Annotated in this window: 20 protein-coding genes and 1 tRNA gene; 9 read left to right on the plus strand and 12 right to left on the minus strand. The window is 57.2% G+C overall.

Features of this window, described 5'->3' with window-relative positions:
* Positions 1-29 precede the first annotated feature (29 nt).
* The 6 genes from IM304_RS00515 to IM304_RS00540 all read left to right on the plus strand — a co-directional run bounded on the left by IM304_RS00515 (position 30) and on the right by IM304_RS00540 (position 4,815).
* Positions 30-338 carry a phage tail assembly protein gene (locus IM304_RS00515; protein ID WP_038420626.1) on the plus strand — a complete coding sequence of 103 codons (309 nt, stop codon included), beginning with the start codon at positions 30-32 and terminating at the stop codon, positions 336-338.
* The gene (locus tag IM304_RS00520; RefSeq protein ID WP_322091054.1) at positions 335-490 is read left to right on the plus strand and encodes a GpE family phage tail protein; all 156 of its coding nucleotides are present in this window, start codon (positions 335-337) and stop codon (positions 488-490) included. The genes IM304_RS00515 and IM304_RS00520 overlap by 4 nt, the downstream gene beginning before the upstream one ends.
* Positions 483-2,930, plus strand: a complete 2,448-nt coding sequence (locus tag IM304_RS00525) for a phage tail tape measure protein (RefSeq protein WP_193355014.1) — start codon at positions 483-485, stop codon at positions 2,928-2,930. Before IM304_RS00520 ends, IM304_RS00525 begins: the two co-directional genes overlap by 8 nt.
* Before the next feature lie 11 nt (positions 2,931-2,941).
* Positions 2,942-3,406: a phage tail protein gene (locus IM304_RS00530; protein ID WP_148418428.1), complete on the plus strand. Its 465-nt coding sequence runs from the start codon at positions 2,942-2,944 to the stop codon at positions 3,404-3,406.
* The gene (locus IM304_RS00535; RefSeq protein ID WP_193355013.1) at positions 3,403-4,548 is read left to right on the plus strand and encodes a phage late control D family protein; all 1,146 of its coding nucleotides are present in this window, start codon (positions 3,403-3,405) and stop codon (positions 4,546-4,548) included. The genes IM304_RS00530 and IM304_RS00535 overlap by 4 nt, the downstream gene beginning before the upstream one ends.
* 66 nt (positions 4,549-4,614) lie before the next feature.
* On the plus strand, positions 4,615-4,815 hold the full coding sequence (locus IM304_RS00540; RefSeq protein WP_148418430.1) for an ogr/Delta-like zinc finger family protein: 201 nt from the start codon (positions 4,615-4,617) through the stop codon (positions 4,813-4,815).
* A gap of 151 nt (positions 4,816-4,966) precedes the next feature.
* On the opposite strand, the gene IM304_RS00545 is transcribed toward IM304_RS00540, so the two are convergent.
* A tRNA-Ile gene (locus IM304_RS00545) sits at positions 4,967-5,042 on the minus strand.
* Between the two features lie 124 nt (positions 5,043-5,166).
* On the opposite strand from IM304_RS00545, the gene mug reads away from it, so the two are divergent.
* Positions 5,167-5,673 (plus strand): G/U mismatch-specific DNA glycosylase, encoded by a 507-nt coding sequence (gene mug / locus IM304_RS00550; RefSeq protein WP_193355012.1) that lies wholly within the window; start codon positions 5,167-5,169, stop codon positions 5,671-5,673.
* Between the two features lie 97 nt (positions 5,674-5,770).
* Here the strand turns inward: mug and rpoD are convergent, their stop codons facing one another.
* The 3 genes from rpoD to rpsU all read right to left on the minus strand — a co-directional run bounded on the left by rpoD (position 5,771) and on the right by rpsU (position 9,878).
* Positions 5,771-7,615, minus strand: coding sequence for an RNA polymerase sigma factor RpoD (rpoD, locus tag IM304_RS00555; RefSeq protein ID WP_006812010.1), 1,845 nt, complete (start codon positions 7,613-7,615; stop codon positions 5,771-5,773).
* Positions 7,616-7,801: 186 nt separating this feature from the next.
* Positions 7,802-9,547 (minus strand): DNA primase, encoded by a 1,746-nt coding sequence (dnaG, locus tag IM304_RS00560; protein ID WP_003862574.1) that lies wholly within the window; start codon positions 9,545-9,547, stop codon positions 7,802-7,804.
* Between the two features lie 115 nt (positions 9,548-9,662).
* Positions 9,663-9,878 (minus strand): 30S ribosomal protein S21, encoded by a 216-nt coding sequence (rpsU, locus tag IM304_RS00565; RefSeq protein WP_001144069.1) that lies wholly within the window; start codon positions 9,876-9,878, stop codon positions 9,663-9,665.
* A gap of 236 nt (positions 9,879-10,114) precedes the next feature.
* Here rpsU and tsaD point away from each other — a divergent pair, with 236 nt between their 5' ends.
* Positions 10,115-11,128 (plus strand): tRNA (adenosine(37)-N6)-threonylcarbamoyltransferase complex transferase subunit TsaD, encoded by a 1,014-nt coding sequence (gene tsaD / locus IM304_RS00570; protein ID WP_176609455.1) that lies wholly within the window; start codon positions 10,115-10,117, stop codon positions 11,126-11,128.
* A 34-nt stretch (positions 11,129-11,162) separates the two neighbouring features.
* On the opposite strand, the gene IM304_RS00575 is transcribed toward tsaD, so the two are convergent.
* The gene (locus IM304_RS00575; protein ID WP_227011952.1) at positions 11,163-11,870 is read right to left on the minus strand and encodes a response regulator transcription factor; all 708 of its coding nucleotides are present in this window, start codon (positions 11,868-11,870) and stop codon (positions 11,163-11,165) included.
* A gap of 568 nt (positions 11,871-12,438) precedes the next feature.
* Here IM304_RS00575 and IM304_RS00580 point away from each other — a divergent pair.
* Positions 12,439-14,235 (plus strand): serine protease, encoded by a 1,797-nt coding sequence (locus IM304_RS00580; protein WP_227009556.1) that lies wholly within the window; start codon positions 12,439-12,441, stop codon positions 14,233-14,235.
* Positions 14,236-14,267: 32 nt separating this feature from the next.
* Here the strand turns inward: IM304_RS00580 and ureG are convergent, their stop codons facing one another.
* The 7 genes from ureG to IM304_RS00615 are packed head-to-tail and all read right to left on the minus strand — an operon-like array spanning position 14,268 to position 18,915.
* On the minus strand, positions 14,268-14,885 hold the full coding sequence (gene ureG, locus IM304_RS00585; protein ID WP_193355009.1) for an urease accessory protein UreG: 618 nt from the start codon (positions 14,883-14,885) through the stop codon (positions 14,268-14,270).
* Positions 14,886-14,894: 9 nt separating this feature from the next.
* Positions 14,895-15,569 (minus strand): urease accessory protein UreF, encoded by a 675-nt coding sequence (locus IM304_RS00590; protein ID WP_193355008.1) that lies wholly within the window; start codon positions 15,567-15,569, stop codon positions 14,895-14,897.
* Complete coding sequence (locus IM304_RS00595; RefSeq protein ID WP_193355007.1) at positions 15,569-16,108, minus strand: HupE/UreJ family protein; 540 nt, start codon at positions 16,106-16,108, stop codon at positions 15,569-15,571. The genes IM304_RS00590 and IM304_RS00595 overlap by 1 nt, the downstream gene beginning before the upstream one ends.
* Positions 16,109-16,117: 9 nt before the next feature.
* Complete coding sequence (ureE, locus tag IM304_RS00600; protein ID WP_193355006.1) at positions 16,118-16,582, minus strand: urease accessory protein UreE; 465 nt, start codon at positions 16,580-16,582, stop codon at positions 16,118-16,120.
* 9 nt (positions 16,583-16,591) lie between these two features.
* Positions 16,592-18,295 (minus strand): urease subunit alpha, encoded by a 1,704-nt coding sequence (ureC, locus tag IM304_RS00605; RefSeq protein ID WP_193355005.1) that lies wholly within the window; start codon positions 18,293-18,295, stop codon positions 16,592-16,594.
* Positions 18,288-18,602, minus strand: a complete 315-nt coding sequence (locus IM304_RS00610) for an urease subunit beta (protein WP_193355004.1) — start codon at positions 18,600-18,602, stop codon at positions 18,288-18,290. The genes ureC and IM304_RS00610 overlap by 8 nt, the downstream gene beginning before the upstream one ends.
* A gap of 10 nt (positions 18,603-18,612) precedes the next feature.
* Complete coding sequence (locus tag IM304_RS00615; protein ID WP_003862556.1) at positions 18,613-18,915, minus strand: urease subunit gamma; 303 nt, start codon at positions 18,913-18,915, stop codon at positions 18,613-18,615.
* Positions 18,916-18,921: the final 6 nt, after the last annotated feature.

Consider the following 18,921-nt stretch of genomic DNA (forward strand, 5'->3'; position numbering starts at 1 on the left):
GGTTACTTCCCCTTTTTGAGAGTAACGAAATGGAAAATATCAACGAGACCGTTATCAACGAAAGCGAAAATCCAAACACCGTCACGCTTGATAGCCCCGTTCTGCGCGGCGAGCAAAAAATCGAAAAAGTGACCGTCGCAAAACCGAATGCGGGCACCCTGCGTGGCGTATCGCTGGCGTCGCTGGCGCAATCCGACGTGGATGCCCTGATTAAGGTGCTGCCGCGAATGACCTCTCCGGCGCTGACCGAACATGAGATTGCGCGTCTGGATGCCTCCGACCTGCTCTCGTTTGCCGGTAAGGTGGTCGGTTTTTTGTCACCGACTTCGGCTCGCTGAGATTTCCCGAAAACCTGTCGGTCGACGATCTGATGGCGGATATCGCGGTGATTTTTCACTGGCCGCCGTCAGAGCTGTACTCCCTGAGCGTGACCGAGCTCCTCATATGGCGCGAAAAGGCGCTACAGCGAAGCGGAAACCACCATGAGTAATAATGTCAGACTTCAGGAGCTGCTGAATGCAGTCGACCGGGCAAGCCGACCGCTTAAGGCTATCCAGAATGCCAGCCTCTCTCTTGAGAGCGCGATCCGTGATTCGCAGGCGGCTCTGCGCGCGCTCGACGAGCAGGCGGCCCGCGTTGATGGGTTCAGAAAAACAGGCAGCCAGCTTGCCGTCACGGGGCAGGCGCTTGCCCAGGCGAAACAACAGACGGCGGCGCTGGCGCTCGAACTACGAAACACGCAAAACCCGACCCGCGAGCAGAGCGAGGCGCTGGCGGCAGCACGACAATCCGTAGCTGGCCTGAAGCTTGAGTACAACACGTTGCGCCAGTCCATGCAGCGTCAGCGAGGCGAACTTGCACAGGCGGGGATTAACACGCGCACCCTGGCATCAGATGAACGTCGTTTAAGAAAGAGCATCAGCGAAAAAACGCTGCACCTCAACGAGCAGAGAGAGGCGCTTGCCCGGGTCAGTCAGCAGCAGGCGCGGCTCAATGCCGTTCAGAGCCGCTACGAGTCCGGCAAACGTGTTGTCTCGCGCGTGCATCAGCTTGCCGGCGCGGGCGTGGGTATGGCAAAAGCGGGGTTCGACCAGACGTCCCGTTTTATGGCGCCGGGTATCAGCCTTGAAAAGCAGATGTCTGCCATTCAGGCAAATCTGGGGCTGGAGAAGGGCGACGCCAGGCTTGAGGCCATACGCCAGCAGGCGAAGGACGTCAGCGTCAGTACGGGAACCTCAACGGATACTATCGTTCTGGCGCAGCGCGAGCTGGTTCGCTCAGGATATGACGCCGATGGGGTGCTTGCGGCTACGGCTCCCGCGGTCAACCTCAGCCTTGCGGGAGATGTTGATGCAGCAAAAGCGGCCGACATCATCAGCGATGCACAGACCGCGTTTAATCTGGCGAGCACCGATGCCGGGCGTATCGCAGACGTCCTCACCCGCGGATTTACCACGTCTGGTACCAGCCTCACCGAGCTGGGGGCCGCCGTTGCCTCTGCCGCACCGGCCGCCAGCGGCGCAGGCGTCAGCCTTGAAGAGACCACGGCCCTGCTGGGCATTCTGATGGAAAAGGGGGTGAAAGGGACCGCTGCCGGCGCCGGGGTCAGCGCTGTGCTGAACCAGCTTCAGCTGCCGAATAGCCAGCGCTCTGCGGCGCTTGGTGAACTCAACGTGCAGACCCATGACGGGCAAGGCAATCTGCTACCGGCGGAAAATATCCTTAAGGCTATCTCCGACTCTTTCGAAAAGAGCGAGCTCGGCACGGCGCAGCAGACGGCTTACCTGAAGGCCATTTTCGGTCAGGGTAACGCGCGGGAAGCAGGAATACTGGTTTCGGCTGCGGGCAACGGAACGCTTGCTGAGAAAAGCCAGCAGCTTCAGGGGGCTAGTGGCAGTACCGCGCGGCTGGCGTCCATTCGGACTGATAACCTCGACGGCGATGTTAGCAAGCTCCAGGCGGCGTGGAGCGGCCTGAAGATTGACGTCTTTGATAAGGCGGATGGCGCGTTGCGCACCCTGACCACCACCGCGACCGGATGGCTCAGTACGCTCTCGCTTTGGGTGAACGCCAACCCGGAGCTGACGCAAGGCCTGGTCGGCGTTGTTGTCGGCGCGCAGGCGTTTGCCGGCATAGTGGGCGGGTTAGGTATGGTCGTCGCACCGATTCTGACGGGCCTGAACCTGGTCATAACCGCCGCGGGAATGTTAGGTACCACCTTTAGCGTGGTCGGCGGCAGCATTATGACGATCCTCGGTGCCCTCAGCTGGCCGATCATTGCCATTGGTGCGGCGATTGCTGCGGGTGCATTACTGATTTTTAAATACTGGGAACCCGTCAGCGCCTTCTTTGCCGGGGTGGTCGAAGGCCTTTCCGTGGTCTTCGCGCCACTGGGCGAGCTGTTTTCTCCGCTTCTGAAGGCGTTTGATTACATCTCGGAAAAACTGAGCGGGATCTGGCAGTGGTTCACCGACCTGATTACGCCTGTCAAAGCAGCCCAGCAAACCCTCGACAGCTGTAAAAACGCGGGTGTGGCGTTCGGCCAGGCGCTGGGAGATGCGTTGATGGCGCCGCTTAATCTGTTTAACAGCCTGAGCGGCAAGGCGACCTGGCTGCTGGATAAACTCGGTCTTATTAAAAAAGAGTCGGACAATATTGAGCCCGCTGCGGCGAAGGCAGAGGCAGCGTCCTCTGCGTCGGGGAGTTCTTATATTCCGCCGACATCGATCTATGGTGGCTACCAGAAATATCAGCCAGCCATCGCCACGGGCGGTCGCTCTTATGTCGATCAGAGCAAGAACGAATATCACTTCACGCTGCAGGGTGACATGGCATCCGGCGCGAGTCTCAGCCGGCAAATTCAGGATGCCCTGGATAGCAGAGAAAATCAGAGAGCGGCGGATCGGCGATCCAGCTTTATGTATGGTTAGGGAGAGAGAAAATGTTAATGGTGCTGGGGCTGTTTGTCTTCGAACGACGAACCTTACCGTATCAGTCAATGCAGTTTTCAAAGGATTACCGCTGGGCCTCTAACGATCGCATCGGAAAGCCGAAAGCCTGGCAGTATCTGGGGGAGGGTGACACATCCCATACGCTCTCCGGGACGCTTTATCCTGAAATCACCGGAGGGCGATTGTCCCTGAAAGCTATCGAGCTGATGGCGAATGAGGGTCGAGCCTGGCCGCTGATCGACGGGACGGGCATTATCCATGGCATGTTTGTTATCGAAAAGGTGACTCATGTCCATACGGATTTTTACAGCGATGGTACGGCGCGGAAAATCGATTTTACGCTTTCTCTGAAGCGGGTGGACGAATCGCTGATGGCGATGTTTGGCGACCTGAGAACGCAGGCTGAAGAGCTGGTGACAAGCGCGCGTAACGAAATCGGAGGGCTGCTGGGATGATCGCGGAAATGAATATCCAGGCTGGAGGGAAAATAGCCCCCGATTTTATGCTCAAGCTTGATGGCCGTGATATTACGCAAAATTTTAGCAACCGCCTTATCCGCCTGACCATGACCGACAACCGCGGACTGGAAGCCGATCGGGTGGATATCGAGCTGGATGATTCCGACGGTCTGTTAGACCTGCCGGCTCGCGGCGCGTTTATTACGCTATGGCTGGGCTGGCAGGGTATCCCTCTGGAGCTAAAAGGGAGTTTTACGGTCGATGATATTGAATTTCGGGGGGCGCCGGACCGGTTAACCATTCGGGGGCGCAGCGCCGATTTTCGTGGCAAGCTCAACGTTCGCCGCGAGCAGTCATGGCATGACACCACCATCGGCGCGATAGTTGATGCTGTCGCACAGCGCAACCAGCTTAGCGCCAGCGTGGCGGCGGAGTTTTCGTCCGTAGCCATTGCCCATATCGACCAGTCTCAGGAGACCGATGCCGCGTTCCTCTCCCGCCTGGCTGAACGTAATGGCGCGTTTGTAGCCGTTAAGGAAGGGAAGGTGCTTTTCATGAAGGCGGGCAGTGCCGTAACGGCCAGCGGCAGGCCTGTATCGTTAAAGGTGATTGAACGCGCCGATGGAGACAGGCACAGTTTTTCCATCGCCGATCGCGAAGCGTATTCCGGCGTGACGGCCAAATGGCTGCAAACGAGCGACCCCAAAAAGCAACACCCCACAGTCAGTATTAATCGCCTGCCGCCGGCAGCAGCGCCAGGCGCGTTACCTCATCCCGACGCCGCTGTGACGCCCGACAGCACTGCGCAGGCGCCGCAGGAGAAGCTGGTTGGTGCCGCAGACAACGTCTTTGAGCTGACCACGATTTTTGCCTCAGAAGAGCAGGCGCTCAGGGCGGCTGAGGCGAAGTGGCGCGCGCTCCAGCGCGGGGTCGTGAAATTTTCAATCCTGCTGGCGCTGGGGAAAGCCGATCTCTTTCCCGAAACTCCTGTCCTGGTGAAGGGCTTCAAGCGTGCCATTGACGAGCAGGCATGGATCGTCAGCCGGGTTATACATAACCTTAACGAGAGAGGCTTTACGACCGAGCTGCAGCTTGAACCTGACATCTCTGACGAAAAATTTTCTATCGATGGTGAGTAATAAGCTTCCAATTAATCCCTTTTAGGGTATTATAAATTCACATTATGTGAATTTTACGGAGGCGTTATGTTTCATTGTCCTAAATGCAAACACTCGGCACATGCTCGCACCAGCCGCTATTTAAGTGAAAATACCAAAGAGCGTTATCACCAGTGCACCAATGTCGATTGCAGCTGTACGTTTGTCACGATGGAGTCCGTCGAACGCCTGATTGCTGCCCCTGGAATGCCAGAACGCGCCCGGGGGCCATCGGCGAACGGCAGGTAGCCCTGGCCGCTTCACTAAAAAACCGCCTTGTGCGGTTTTTTTATTGCTATGAGAAGCCATCAGTACCGCCATTTCATCGCCACGGTAAATTCAGGCAACAAAAAAGCCACTCGCGAGAGTGGCTTAAATGGATGATTCTAAAGCTAAAATTTGGTGGCCCCTGCTGGACTTGAACCAGCGACCAAGCGATTATGAGTCGCCTGCTCTAACCACTGAGCTAAGGGGCCGTGGCGGTGAATTATAAAGTAACTCCCTTCAGCAATCCAGCCATTCACACCTGCCTGCTGTTTTTATAAACAATGCATAATCAATCCTTTATACTTCTCTTATGATGCATAGACAGGAGTAGAGATGATCAACGATATTCTGGCCCCTGGGCTGCGGGTGGTGTTCTGCGGTATTAATCCGGGCAAGTCTTCGGCACACACCGGTTTTCACTTTGCCCATCCGGGGAATCGCTTCTGGAAGGTTATCTATCAGGCCGGGTTTACCGACCGGTTACTTAAGCCTGAAGAGGAGCAGCATCTGCTGGATACGCGCTGCGGGATCACCATGCTGGTGGAGCGGCCCACCGTGCAGGCGAGCGAAGTGAACCTGCACGAGCTGCGCACCGGGGGTCGCGAGCTGGTCAAGAAAATTGAGGACTACCAGCCCGCTGCGCTGGCGATCCTCGGCAAGCAGGCCTACGAGCAGGCGTTCAGCCAGCGCGGCGCAAAGTGGGGTAAGCAGAATATCACCATTGGGGTGACGCAGGTCTGGGTGTTGCCAAATCCGAGCGGGCTCAACAGGGCAACGCTGGATAAGCTGGTGGAGGCATACCGCGAGCTGGACGAGGCGCTGATGGTGCGGGGGCTTTAGGATCCTCTGCGGTATGATGCCCTCACCCTCTCCCACAGGGAGAGGGAATGAACAAAAAAAAAGCTCCCGATTGGGAGCTTTTTGCTGTTTAACTGGATTAGTCGTCCAGGAAGCTACGCAGCACTTCAGAGCGGCTCGGATGGCGCAGCTTACGCAGCGCCTTCGCTTCGATCTGACGGATACGTTCGCGGGTCACGTCGAACTGTTTACCCACTTCTTCCAGCGTGTGGTCGGTATTCATATCGATACCGAAACGCATACGCAGCACTTTTGCTTCACGCGCGGTCAGGCCAGCCAGAACGTCGTGCGTGGCGGCACGCAGGCTCTCGGTGGTGGCAGAGTCCAGCGGCAGCTCGAGGGTGGTATCCTCAATGAAATCCCCCAGATGCGAATCTTCATCATCACCGATTGGTGTTTCCATGGAGATAGGCTCTTTGGCGATCTTCAGCACTTTACGGATCTTGTCTTCCGGCATCAGCATGCGCTCGGCCAGCTCTTCCGGCGTCGGCTCGCGGCCCATCTCCTGCAGCATCTGGCGGGAGATACGGTTGAGCTTGTTGATCGTCTCAATCATATGCACCGGAATACGGATGGTGCGCGCCTGGTCTGCGATAGAGCGGGTGATCGCCTGACGGATCCACCAGGTAGCATAGGTGGAGAACTTGTAACCACGACGGTATTCAAACTTATCTACCGCTTTCATCAGACCGATGTTGCCTTCCTGAATCAGATCCAGGAACTGCAGGCCACGGTTGGTGTATTTCTTGGCGATAGAGATAACCAGACGTAAGTTCGCTTCAACCATCTCTTTCTTCGCACGGCGGGCCTTCGCTTCACCGATGGACATACGACGGTTGATATCTTTCACCTGCTCGATGGTCAGGCCGGTCTCTTCTTCAATCTGGTGCAGTTTCTGCAGGCCGCGCTGCACGTCTTCTTTCACGTCGTGCAGTTTTTCAGACCACGGCTTGTTCATCGCGATAGCGGCGTTGAACCAGGTTTCGCTGGTTTCGTTGCCGGTGAAGAGGGTGATGAAGTTCTTCTTCGGCATTTTGCACTGCTCAACGCACAGCTTCATGATGATGCGTTCCTGGGTACGTACGCGATCCATCATCACGCGCATGCTGTTTACCAGGTAGTCGAACTGTTTTGGCACCAGGCGGAACTGTTTGAACACTTCAGACAGTTTCAGGATCTCTTCCTGAGCGGCGGCATGGCTGCGGCCTTTCGCTTTGATGGTGTCACGCGTCACTTCGTACTGGGTACGCAGCTCGGCAAATTTCTCACGCGCCAGCTCGGGATCGATGCTGTTGTCGTCATCGCTGCTGTCGTCGTCTTCTTCTTCATCTTCGTCTTCGTCGTCATCCATCTCTTCCTGAGACAGCTCAGAACCGACGTGAGTGGCGGTAGGCGCCATATCTTCTTCAGCGTTCGGGTCGACAAAGCCGGTGATCAGATCGGACAGACGCGCTTCTTCCGCTTCAACGCGATCGTACTGCTCCAGCAGATAGGTAATCGCTTCCGGGTATTCGGCAACAGAGCACTGAACCTGGTTGATCCCGTCTTCGATGCGTTTTGCGATGTCAATTTCGCCTTCGCGGGTCAACAGTTCAACGGTACCCATTTCGCGCATGTACATGCGGACCGGGTCAGTGGTACGCCCGATTTCAGATTCCACGCTGGACAGTACCTGTGCAGCAGCTTCTTCCGCATCTTCGTCAGTGTTGTTGGAGGTTTCAGCCAGCAACAGATCATCGGCATCCGGTGCTTCTTCCATCACCTGAATGCCCATGTCATTGATCATTTGGATGATATCTTCGATCTGATCTGAATCGACGATATCTTCCGGCAGATGGTCATTGACCTCGGCATAGGTCAGATAGCCTTGCTCCTTACCGCGTTGGACAAGAAGTTTCAGCTGTGACTGCGGGTTTTGCTCCATAAGACGGTATCCACACTTAATTCGTTTGATTGGTGTCGGCGATAGGGCTGCCAACCTTTAAAGCGAGGGCGTACTTATATTTTTGCCGCTGCCTCTCAGTGCGGCTGCCGGGGGCTTCCCGATCGATATTCGGCACTTAAGCCGTTAAATACGTCATCCTTCACGTTGTCTGACAACGTAAAGGATTTATTTCTTCGCCAGTTCCTGGTTAATCATCCAGAGTTCCCGGCGCTCTTCGCTGCTTAAGCCATGGGTGCGCTCGCGAGCAATCAACTCTTCCTGGCGCAACTCAAGCATCGAATCAAACATATGGTTGAGTGAGTCGGTGAACGTTTTTTCTGCGATATCCTTATCTGCTATATCGTCCCACATCGACAGTTTTTCAAGGGTAGCGGCCTCTTTTGTGCCGCGATAGTGTTCTAAAAGTTGTCCGGTGGTCAGACCTGGCTGAGACAAACAAGTGTTGACCAATTCTGAAAATAAGCCAAGTCCCGGCAATTTTTCGTGGTTCAAACCCGCCAGTGACGGCACTTGCGGAGCAAGTTCGGGGTTCTGCACCAGTAACCCTATCAGTATACGCATGGTTGTGCGTTTTAGCTGAGGCGCGGGGCGAACCGTGCCGTTTTCAGCCTGTTTCGGCATTAAACGCTCAAGCTGGCTGTCGTCCAGAATACCGAGCTTATTGCCCAACTCCTGACGCAGATAGATGCGCAGCGTTTCGCCGGGCACCTGGCTGATTAACGGCAGCGCCAGCGTACTGAGCTGCGCGCGTCCGTCAGGGGTACTTAGGTCGACCTGCGGCATCAGGCTGTTAAACAGAAACGTGGAGAGCGGCTGAGCCTGCTCCATCCGCGCTTCAAATGCCGCTTTGCCCTCTTTACGCACCAGCGTATCCGGGTCTTCACCGTCGGGCAGAAACATAAAGCGCAGCTGCCGTCCGTCGGTCATGTACGGCAGCGCGGTTTCCAGCGCGCGCCACGCGGCGTCGCGTCCGGCGCGGTCACCGTCGTAACAGCAAATCACGTTGTTAGTGACGCGAAACAGCAGCTGGATATGGTCCGCCGTGGTGGACGTACCCAGTGACGCAACGGCGTAGTTAATGTCGTATTGCGCCAGCGCAACGACGTCCATATAACCTTCGACGACCAGAAGCCGCGGAGGTTCCGCATTATCCTGCTGCGCCTCATAAAGACCGTAGAGCTGGCGGCCCTTATGGAAAATATCGGTTTCCGGGGAGTTGAGGTATTTCGGCAGGGCATCACCCAGCACGCGACCACCAAAACCAATTACCCGGCCACGCTTGTCGCGGATCGGGAACATCACCCGTTCACGGAAGCGGTCGTAGCTTCGTCCCTGGTCGTTAGTGACCAGCATGCCTGCGTCGATGAGGGATTTACGATCTTCGCTATTGCCGCCAAAACGCTTTAACACGTTGTCCCAGCCGGGCGGGGCGTAACCAATAGCGAAACGCGCAATCACATCGTCGCTCAGTCCGCGCTTGTTCAGATACTGACGCGCAGGCTCAGCCGCAGAGTGCTTTAGAGACTGTTGGTAAAACGAATTCAGGCCATCCATCAGTTGATACAGCGTTTGCCGCTGATGGCGCTCGATCTGACTTGGCCCACTGCCCGCTTCATACGGCACTTCAAGGTTATGCATCGCCGCCAGCTCTTCGACGGTTTCAACGAACTCGAGTTTGTCGTAGTTCATCAAAAAATCGACGGCATTACCGTGTGCGCCACAGCCGAAGCAATGGTAGAACTGCTTTTCACCGTTTACGGTGAAAGAGGGGGTTTTTTCGTTATGGAACGGACAGCACGCATGGTAGTTCTTGCCCTGCTTTTTTAGCTTTACCCGCGCGTCGATGAGATCGACGATGTCGGTTCTGGCAAGCAGGTCATTGATGAAAACGCGTGGGATTCTTCCGGCCATATGCCCCAAAAATTTAAGCGACTTATAAACGAAAACAAGCCGCGCATTCCTTCCGGAAGCACGGCCTTACGACTACAACTCTGTCTGTCAATTGAGGGCGTTAGCCCTCAACAGATTAGTACAGACGAGTACGGCGTGCGTTTTCGCGAGCCAGTTTCTTCGCGTGACGTTTCACAGCGGAAGCTTTAGCGCGCTTACGTTCGGTCGTTGGTTTTTCATAAAACTCACGACGACGAACTTCAGCCAGAACACCTGCTTTCTCGCATGAACGTTTGAAGCGACGCAGTGCTACGTCGAACGGCTCGTTTTCACGTACTTTAATTACCGGCATGTAACTCTCACCTTTAATAAATTCGGTTTGCCGCTGGCATCAACGCCAGCTTATTTCAAAATGGTGCGGAATTTTACTGCAAATGCTGCTGCTTTGTAAAGCACCGATGCGATTTTGAAAGGGACTTTTATAAGGGGGAAGAGTATACACGAGCGTATGTCCCGGGGCGAACAAAGTTTTACATCAACCCGCCCAGGCTCTACACTGCGCGGTACTGAAACGAGGTAAAACAAGTCATGCGTGTACTGGGTATTGAAACATCCTGCGATGAAACCGGCATCGCCATTTACGACGACGAAAAAGGCCTTCTGGCCAACCAACTGTATAGTCAGGTGAAATTGCACGCTGACTACGGCGGCGTCGTGCCTGAACTGGCCTCTCGTGACCACGTGCGTAAAACGGTTCCCCTGATTCAGGCGGCGCTGAAAGAGGCCGGACTGAACTCAAAAGATATTGATGCCGTAGCCTACACGGCAGGCCCGGGCCTGGTCGGCGCGCTGCTGGTTGGTGCCACGGTGGGGCGTTCGCTGGCCTTCGCGTGGGATGTCCCGGCCATTCCGGTTCACCATATGGAGGGGCATCTTCTGGCGCCCATGCTGGAAGAGAATCCGCCCGAGTTTCCGTTTGTGGCGCTGCTGGTCTCTGGCGGCCATACCCAGCTGATTAGCGTGACGGGCATCGGCAAGTACGAGCTGCTGGGCGAGTCGATTGACGACGCGGCCGGAGAAGCCTTCGACAAAACCGCCAAGCTGCTGGGTCTGGATTACCCTGGCGGCCCGATGCTGTCCAAAATGGCCTCGCAGGGCACGGAAGGACGCTTTGTCTTCCCGCGTCCGATGACCGATCGCCCGGGGCTGGATTTCAGCTTCTCTGGCCTGAAGACCTTCGCGGCCAATACGATCCGCAACAATGACGACAGCGAGCAGACCCGTGCGGATATCGCCCGTGCGTTTGAAGATGCGGTGGTTGATACGCTGATGATCAAGTGCAAACGCGCGCTGGATCAGACCGGCTTTAAGCGTCTGGTGATGGCAGGTGGCGTTAGCGCTAACCGTACGCTACGCGCGAAGCTCGCCGGGATGATGCAAAAGCGTCATGGGGAAGTGTTCTATGCGCGTCCGGAATTCTGTACCGATAACGGGGCGATGATCGCCTATGCCGGTATGGTACGCCTGAACGCCGGCGCAACGTCCGATTTGAGCGTGTCCGTCCGTCCACGCTGGCCGCTGGCGGAACTGCCGGAGGCGTGATTGTCTCTCCCGCCGTAGCGGCGGCGGGGGAGTGCTACATCCTGATGTCAAACATCTGGTTCTTGATGATGAGAGAGTAGAGCTGGCAGTCATTTTTCACATCCAGCTTTTCCATCGCCCGCACCTTATGCGCGCTGACCGTTTTAATGCTCAAGTGCATATGGTGTGCAATTTCCTTCAAATTTAAACCGTTGCAAATCAGGCGCAGCACGTCAATTTCCCGCGGCGAGAGTTTCTCCACGTCCGTCTTTTCATGACGAAAAAGCATATTAACCAGCTGGCTTTCGATATAGATCTCGCCTTTCAGGACGGTTGCAATCGCCTGGCTTAAGGTTTTCTCGTTGATATCGCGCGACAGATACGATCGGGCTCCTTCCTTTAGCGCCTGACGAATAAGCGTGGCGTTTGCATAGGGCGAGAGCAGGATAACGTTGAGCGCAGGATAGGTCTGATTAAGCCATCTCAACAGCTTCAGACCATCCATGCCCGCAAGCGGAGCACGGCTAAGGCTGGTTGTCAGAGAATAGCCCAGAATAGCGATATCCGGGTGATGCTGGCCAAGAAGCGACTGAAGCTCAGCGGAAGAGGCCGCCTCGCCGGACAGAACGCACTGCTGGTTCATGCCGAAGGCGGGTAACGACAGCGCTTGCATCATTGAGGATAGGCCGCGACGAATCAATGAAGATTCTTCAGCGATAACAATTTTAATGTCCATAATGATGCGTCGTATTACCCCTTTCATGATAGCGGCGGGGCCAACGGCGGTTGGAACACCTCGCAAGATATAACGTTATTAAAATCCAGTTTTCGGAAAAGTAGCAGCAGCGATGAGAATATTTTTAGCGTAGGCGGATCTTGATTATTTCATTATGCGTAATCTTTACGGTTTTTGTATCCAGGTGTATCCTTTGCTTGCTAAATATAAATTAACAGAATGTGGACTTTTCTTATCTAATAAAAGAAATGTCTTTCACTCAGGTTAGGCTGCTCTTATTCTTCGCGGTTCGTTCGTCTGTGATACTGAAAAAGGAGAAATTTCAATTCACACAGGAACCGTGATCGTCATGAAAAAAAGCGTCTTATCCCTTTTTATTTGCGCAGCAATTTCATTTTCTGCTGCGGCTGAAAATCTGGTGCAAAATGAATTTGCACAGGATAGTGCCACCTACACAGCTATAGTTCTGAAGCTAAAACCCGCTACAGGTTTGTTGAAGGCGACAAACAATAAAATTACCCTGAGCGACGCTTCCCTGACGGCAACAAATATGTTCCGTCCGACTAATTTGCGGAGCTCAGCCCAATCTTCCGAGTTGACGGAACTTAATAAACGCTATGGCTTTGACCGTTATCTGCGCATCGAGTTACCGAAAGATAAAGGTCAGGATAAAGCGTATATTAACCATATTATTACCGAACTTGAGCAGAATCAGAACGTAGAGTTTGTTTATCCGGAGGCCGAACCGGTATCGCTGGATGAGATTGCCCTTACGCCACAGTTAAAGTCATCATTAAATGATAATTTAACCTCTGCCGCCGTTCCGGATTTCCGTAATAAGCAGGATTATCTTAAAGCGCCGGACGTTAAGCGTGCCGGTTATTATATGGGCGGCGTAAACCGCGATAGCGTAGATAGCTATGCTGGCAGCGCGGGTGAAGGGGTGACGCTTATTTCGGCGGAGATTGATGCCTGGAATACCAGCCATATGAACTTACCGCCGATGAGCCTCAGCTCTGGCAAGACAACGTATGTTGCAAACCACGATCACGACACGGCTTCAGTGGGGATTATGGCGGCGAAAGATATGGGCACCGGTATTCGCGGTTTAGCCTGGAAAAGCCGGATGGGGTATGCGGCCTCTGCGAGTAATAACCTCTATAATTTGATCCCCCAGCTAAAAGCGGGCGACGTGGTGCAGATCGGGATACAGGTTGCGGGCGGTTATCCAGCGGGTTGTCAGAAAGATTGCTGGGTCGCAATGGAATCCCAGACCGCCTACTACGATATTATTAAGGCGCTGACGGATAAGGGTGTTCACGTTATTGAGGCGGCAGGTAACGGAAATATCAACATGGACAGTCCAGGCTTCCAGGGGCGTTTTGACGTGCATGTTCAGGACTCCGGGGCTATTTTAGCGGGTGCGTTTTGCGCGAAAGACGGTAAAAAAGCGTCGTTCAGCTCCTATGGCTCGCGCATCACCAGCTCCGCATGGGGCTGCTGGGACGTGGTGACCACAGGCTATGGCGATCTGTATAAAAATGCTGGCGTTAACGATTCGTATACCGCGACTTTTGCCGGAACCTCTTCCGCTAACCCAATTATTGCGGGCGTGGTAGCAAGCCTGTCCGGCATCGCCAAAGCCAACGGTATTACCGTGACTCCGCGTCAGATGCGTCAGATTCTGGCGGAGACCGGTACGCCACTGGCGAACGGGGATTCGGCAAAGGTGGGAACTCAGCCTGACATGGCGCGTGCGGTAGCCCGTATTATGGCGCTGAAGGACGGCAGCACGCCTGCTGCTCCGGCCCCAACGGCTGCGGCAGGCGCGGATTACACCATGGTTTCCCCGACGTCGGGCGTGAGCACCTACCCGCTGGACGGCAGCAAGAGCCTGAATGCCGCATCCTATAACTGGAGCGTGACGAAAGGGGCGGAAACCTTCTCCCTGGAGGCAAAACTGAACGGCACGCTGGTGAAGAGCGTGGACAGCGCGCATGCCTATGCCGTTATTCCCGCCAACAGCGAGGGAGAAGCGGTCTTCACGCTGACCACGACCGGCGTGGATGGACGGACCGCGACGGACAGCATGACCATTAAAGTCACCAGGCCTGCGGTGCCGGCGAAGGATGACACCCCGGCTTCGGACGATACGCCAGCGAAGGATGACACTCCGGACGATACGCCAGCAAATGACGATACGCCGGTTAAACCTGCGGCACCGGCCTATAACGCCAAAATTGCCTACCCGACCAAATGCACCAAAGTGTCTTACAACGGTAAGGTTTGGCTCAACCAGTGGTACGTGAACCCGGGCCAGGAAACGCCGGGAACCGGCGGCCAGTGGGGCGCGTGGCGCGAACAGGGATCGTCCAACAACGGCTGTAAATAACCCTCACGGCCTGGCGTTATGCCAGGCCTGTTTCAGATCCGCAGCATCCCTTTCTCTTCCAGAAACGCAATAATCGTCGACAGACCGTCGCCCGCCTTCAGGTTGGTAAAGGTCCACGGACGCTCGCCGCGCATGCGGTTGGTATCGCGCTCCATCACCTCCAGCGAGGCTCCCACGTACGGCGCGAGATCGGTTTTATTGATCACCAGAAAATCGGATTTGGTGATCCCCGGCCCGCCCTTGCGCGGGATCTTTTCCCCTTCGGCGACGTCAATCACGTAGATGGTCAGATCCGCCAGCTCCGGGCTGAAGGTCGCGCTCAGGTTGTCGCCGCCGCTTTCGACGAAGATCAGATCCAGGTTGCCGAACTTCTCGCTGAGCGCTTCCACGGCCGCCAGGTTCATCGAGGCATCTTCGCGAATGGCCGTGTGCGGGCAACCGCCCGTCTCCACGCCCACAATGCGCTCCGGCTCCAGGGCACCCGCCTCGGTGAGGATGCGCTGATCCTCTTTGGTGTAAATATCGTTCGTCACCACCGCCAGATGGTACGTGTCGCGCATCGCCTTGCAGAGCGCTTCCAGCAGGGCGGTTTTGCCCGACCCCACCGGACCACCTACGCCAACGCGCAGGGGATGTTTGTAATCAGCCATGTTGACTCCTCAGGAACGGAATAACCGTGAGTATTGTGTTTCGTGGCGTGCAGAGGCGATGGCGGAGAGCGGCGTGGCAGCCCCCAGCGCGTCGTCGTCACGTAAAAAGGCCTCTTCAAACCCGGCGGCAAAATGGTTGCTGAGTTCGATAATCAGCTGCTGCGCCGCCTGCTGCCCGAAGGGAACCAGCTTGACGCCCGCCATCACCGCGCTCTCAATCCAGCTATAGCCGAGGCTCAGCGCCAGCTCGCGCGCGTCAATGCGCCAGCGCACGCCAAGCCACGCCATGCCGCAGAGCTGGCTCTGCATAAACAGCGGGAGCCACTCTGCCGGGCAGTCTGGCTCCCAGCTTTTAATGAGGCGCGTAAACGCCGCGCCACGATTGCGTTCTTCATCGCGCAGCTCGCGCGTTTCCCGACAGGCGAGCAGGTACGCCGTCCAGCGTTTTGCTGCCAGCCGATCCTGCTGCTCGCAGGCACGGTACAGGCGAATAAAGAGCGGCAGATCGACGCAGAAAAAGCCCTGCTCCATCTGCTGGATTTGCCAGCGCCTGAAGGCTTCGACGTCGGTGACCCAGCCTGCCTCCACGGCCCACTCCAGCCCCTGCGACCAGGTAAACGACCCGACCGGCAGGCTGCTGCTGGAGAGCTGCATCAGGCGCAGCCGCTGGCGGGCGTATTCCATCAGCTCATCAGCGCCAGCAGGGCAGAGACGATCAGCCCGCCGCCGAAGGTTTTACGCAGGCCGTCGTGGCGGCGCAGCAGCAGTCCCGCCGCGAAGCTGGCGCACAGCACCGTAGCGCTGGCCACCATAAAGCCGCCGGTAAACAGCCAGAAGCTGTGTCCGGACATCTCCACGCCGTGCGCCCAGCCGTGGAACATTGCCAGGGCCGGCACCGCCAGCAGCAGGCGATTTTCGGTTTTAAACATCATCACGCCGCTGAACGCCAGCGAGGCGATAATCAGCATCTCCATGCCGCTAAAGCCGCCGAGCAGGCTGCCCGCAATGGCGCCGACGAGCATCATCCCAAGGGTAGCCAGCGGCAGCAGGAGCTTGCGGCCGCTCAGCGCCGAGAGCACGCCCGCTCCGGTGAGCATCAGCAGGTGATCGAGCCCGGTCAGCGGGTGAAGAAAGCCGGCCTGGAAGCTGTCGGTACCGTGTCCCGGATGGGCGAACGCCGGAACGGAAAAGGCCAGCAGTAACAGGGGAAGAAACGTGCGCATGATGAGTCCTTAATGTGAGTGGGCGTGAGCGTGGCTATGGCCGTGGGCATCGCTGGCGTAAGCGCCCGCTTCCGGTTCAAACGGCAGGCTGGCGAAGGTCACCTCCAGCCCGAACTGGCGCAGCATGTCGTCGAGTACGTGGTCGTGGTGGTAACGCAATTCGCCGGGCATAACCTGCAGCGGCACGTGGCGGTTGCCCAGGTGATAGCAGGCGCGGGCGAGGAGGAACGGATCGGAGCAGCGCACCACGGAGACGGACTCCGGGGCGGCGATCACTTCAACTACGTGGCTGCCGTCGTCGGTGGTCAGCAGATCCCCGCCGCGCAGCAGCAGGCCGCGCGGCAGCATCAGCCCGGCTTCGCGGCCGTCGTTCAGCGCCACGCGGGCGCGGCTTTTCACCCGCACGTCAATCGGCAGCGTGACGCTGGCGGTGACGGGGCGGGCGCGATCGAGGCGTTGGGTTAAATAGATCATCATCACTCCTCAAAACAGGAAATAGCGTTGCGCCATCGGCAGAACCTCTGCCGGTTCGCTGGTCATCAGTTCGCCGTCGACGCGTACCTCGTAGGTTTGCGAATCGACGGTAATGTTCGGCTGTAAATCGTTGTGGATCATGTCGGCCTTTTTCACCGTTCGGCAGCCTTTCACCACCGCCGTGGCGCTTTGCAGGTTGAGCTGCTGCGGAATGCCGCTGGCCTGGGCGGCCTGTGAGATAAACGTCAGGCGCGTGGCGTGGCGTGCGGCGCCCAGCGAGCCAAACATCGGGCGGTAATGCACCGGCTGCGGCGTCGGGATAGAGGCGTTGATATCGCCCATCGGCGCGCAGGCGATCATCCCGCCCTTGACGATAGTGGCGGGTTTTACGCCGAAGAACGCCGGGGACCAGACCACCAGATCCGCCAGCTTGCCCGCCTCAACCGACCCCACCTCATGGGCAATGCCGTGGGTCAGCGCCGGGTTGATGGTGTATTTGGCGACATAGCGCTTCACGCGAAAGTTGTCGTTATCGCCGGTTTCTTCCGCCAGCGCGCCGCGCTGGACCTTCATGCGGTGCGCTACCTGCCAGGTGCGGATAATCACTTCCCCCACGCGGCCCATTGCCTGTGAGTCTGACGAGGTGAGCGAGAACGCGCCGATATCGTGCAGCACGTCTTCGGCTGCAATGGTTTCCCGCCGAATGCGCGACTCGGCAAACGCCACGTCCTCGGCGATATCCGGGTCGAGGTGGTGGCAAACCATCAGCATATCGAGGTGCTCGTCGATGGTGTTCACCGTGTAGGGCAGCGTCGGGTTGGTGGAGGAGGGCAGGATATTGGGGTGCGCGCAGGCGGTGATGATATCCGGCGCGTGGCCGCCGCCCGCGCCTTCGGTGTGAAAGGTGTGGATGGTGCGCCCGCCGATGGCCGCCAGCGTATCTTCCACAAAACCGGATTCGTTCAGGGTGTCGCTGTGCAGCGCCACCTGTATATCCATCTCTTCAGCCACCTCCAGCGAGCAGTTGATGGCCGCAGGCGTGGCGCCCCAGTCTTCGTGGATCTTAAGCCCGATAGCCCCCGCCGCGATCTGCTCGCGCAGGGCATCCGGGCTGGAGCCGTTACCCTTGCCCAGCAGGCCGATATTCACCGGCAGGGCATCAGCAGCCTGCAGCATGCGGGCGATATACCACGGACCCGGCGTGCAGGTGGTGGCGTTGGTGCCCGCCGCCGGGCCGGTGCCGCCGCCGATCATGGTGGTAACGCCGGAGACCAGCGCCTCTTCCGCCTGCTGCGGGCAGATCCAGTGGATGTGGGTGTCGATCCCGCCTGCGGTCACGATCTTCCCTTCGGCGGCAATCACTTCCGTTGCGGCACCGATCGGGATCGTTACGCCGGGCTGAATATCCGGGTTCCCGGCTTTACCGACGGCAAAGATCCGCCCGTTCTTCACGCCGATATCCGCCTTCACGATCCCCCAGTGATCGACAATCAGCGCGTTGGTCAACACCAGATCCACGCAGTCTTGCGCGGACATCTGCCCCTGGCCCATGCCGTCGCGGATCACCTTCCCGCCGCCGAATTTGACCTCTTCGCCGTAGATTATGAGATCGTCTTCGACTTCGATCCACAGCTCGCTGTCCGCCAGCCGGACCCTATCGCCGACGGTGGGGCCGAACATATCGGCGTAAGCCCGGCGTGAAATCTCAGCCATGCTTCACCTCGCCCATCACCTCGCCGCGAAAGCCGAAAATGCGCTGCGCCCCGGCAATCTGTACCAGCGTTACCTCCCGCTTCTGGCCGGGCTCGAAGCGCACGGCGGTGCCTGCCGGAATGTTCAGCCGGTAGCCTCGGGTGGCTTCGCGATCGAACTTCAGCGCCGGGTTAACCTCGTAAAAGTGGTAGTGCGATCCGACCTGAATCGGCCTGTCGCCGTGGTTTTCGACAATCACGCTTTGGGTTTCTCGCCCGACGTTGATCGCAATAGTGCCGGGCTGGATCTGGTATTCGCCTGGGATCATCACGCGCTCCTTACACGATCGGGTTGTGGACGGTGACGAGCTTGGATCCGTCCGGGAAGGTCGCTTCTACCTGAATATCCGGGATCATCTCCGGCACGCCCTCCATCACCTGATCGCGCGTCAGAACGTGGCGGCCCGCCTCCATCAGCGAGGCGACGGTTTCGCCATCGCGCGCGCCTTCCATGATAAACGCGCTGATCAGCGCGACCGATTCCGGATAGTTGAGCTTTACCCCGCGCGCCAGGCGGCGTTCGGCAACCAGCGCGGCGGTAAACAGCAACAGCTTGTCTTTTTCTCTGGGTGTTAGTTCCATAACGTT

Origin of the sequence: Enterobacter cloacae complex sp. P40C2, from assembly GCF_014930695.1 — a bacterium.
Lineage (GTDB): Bacteria > Pseudomonadota > Gammaproteobacteria > Enterobacterales > Enterobacteriaceae > Enterobacter > Enterobacter pasteurii.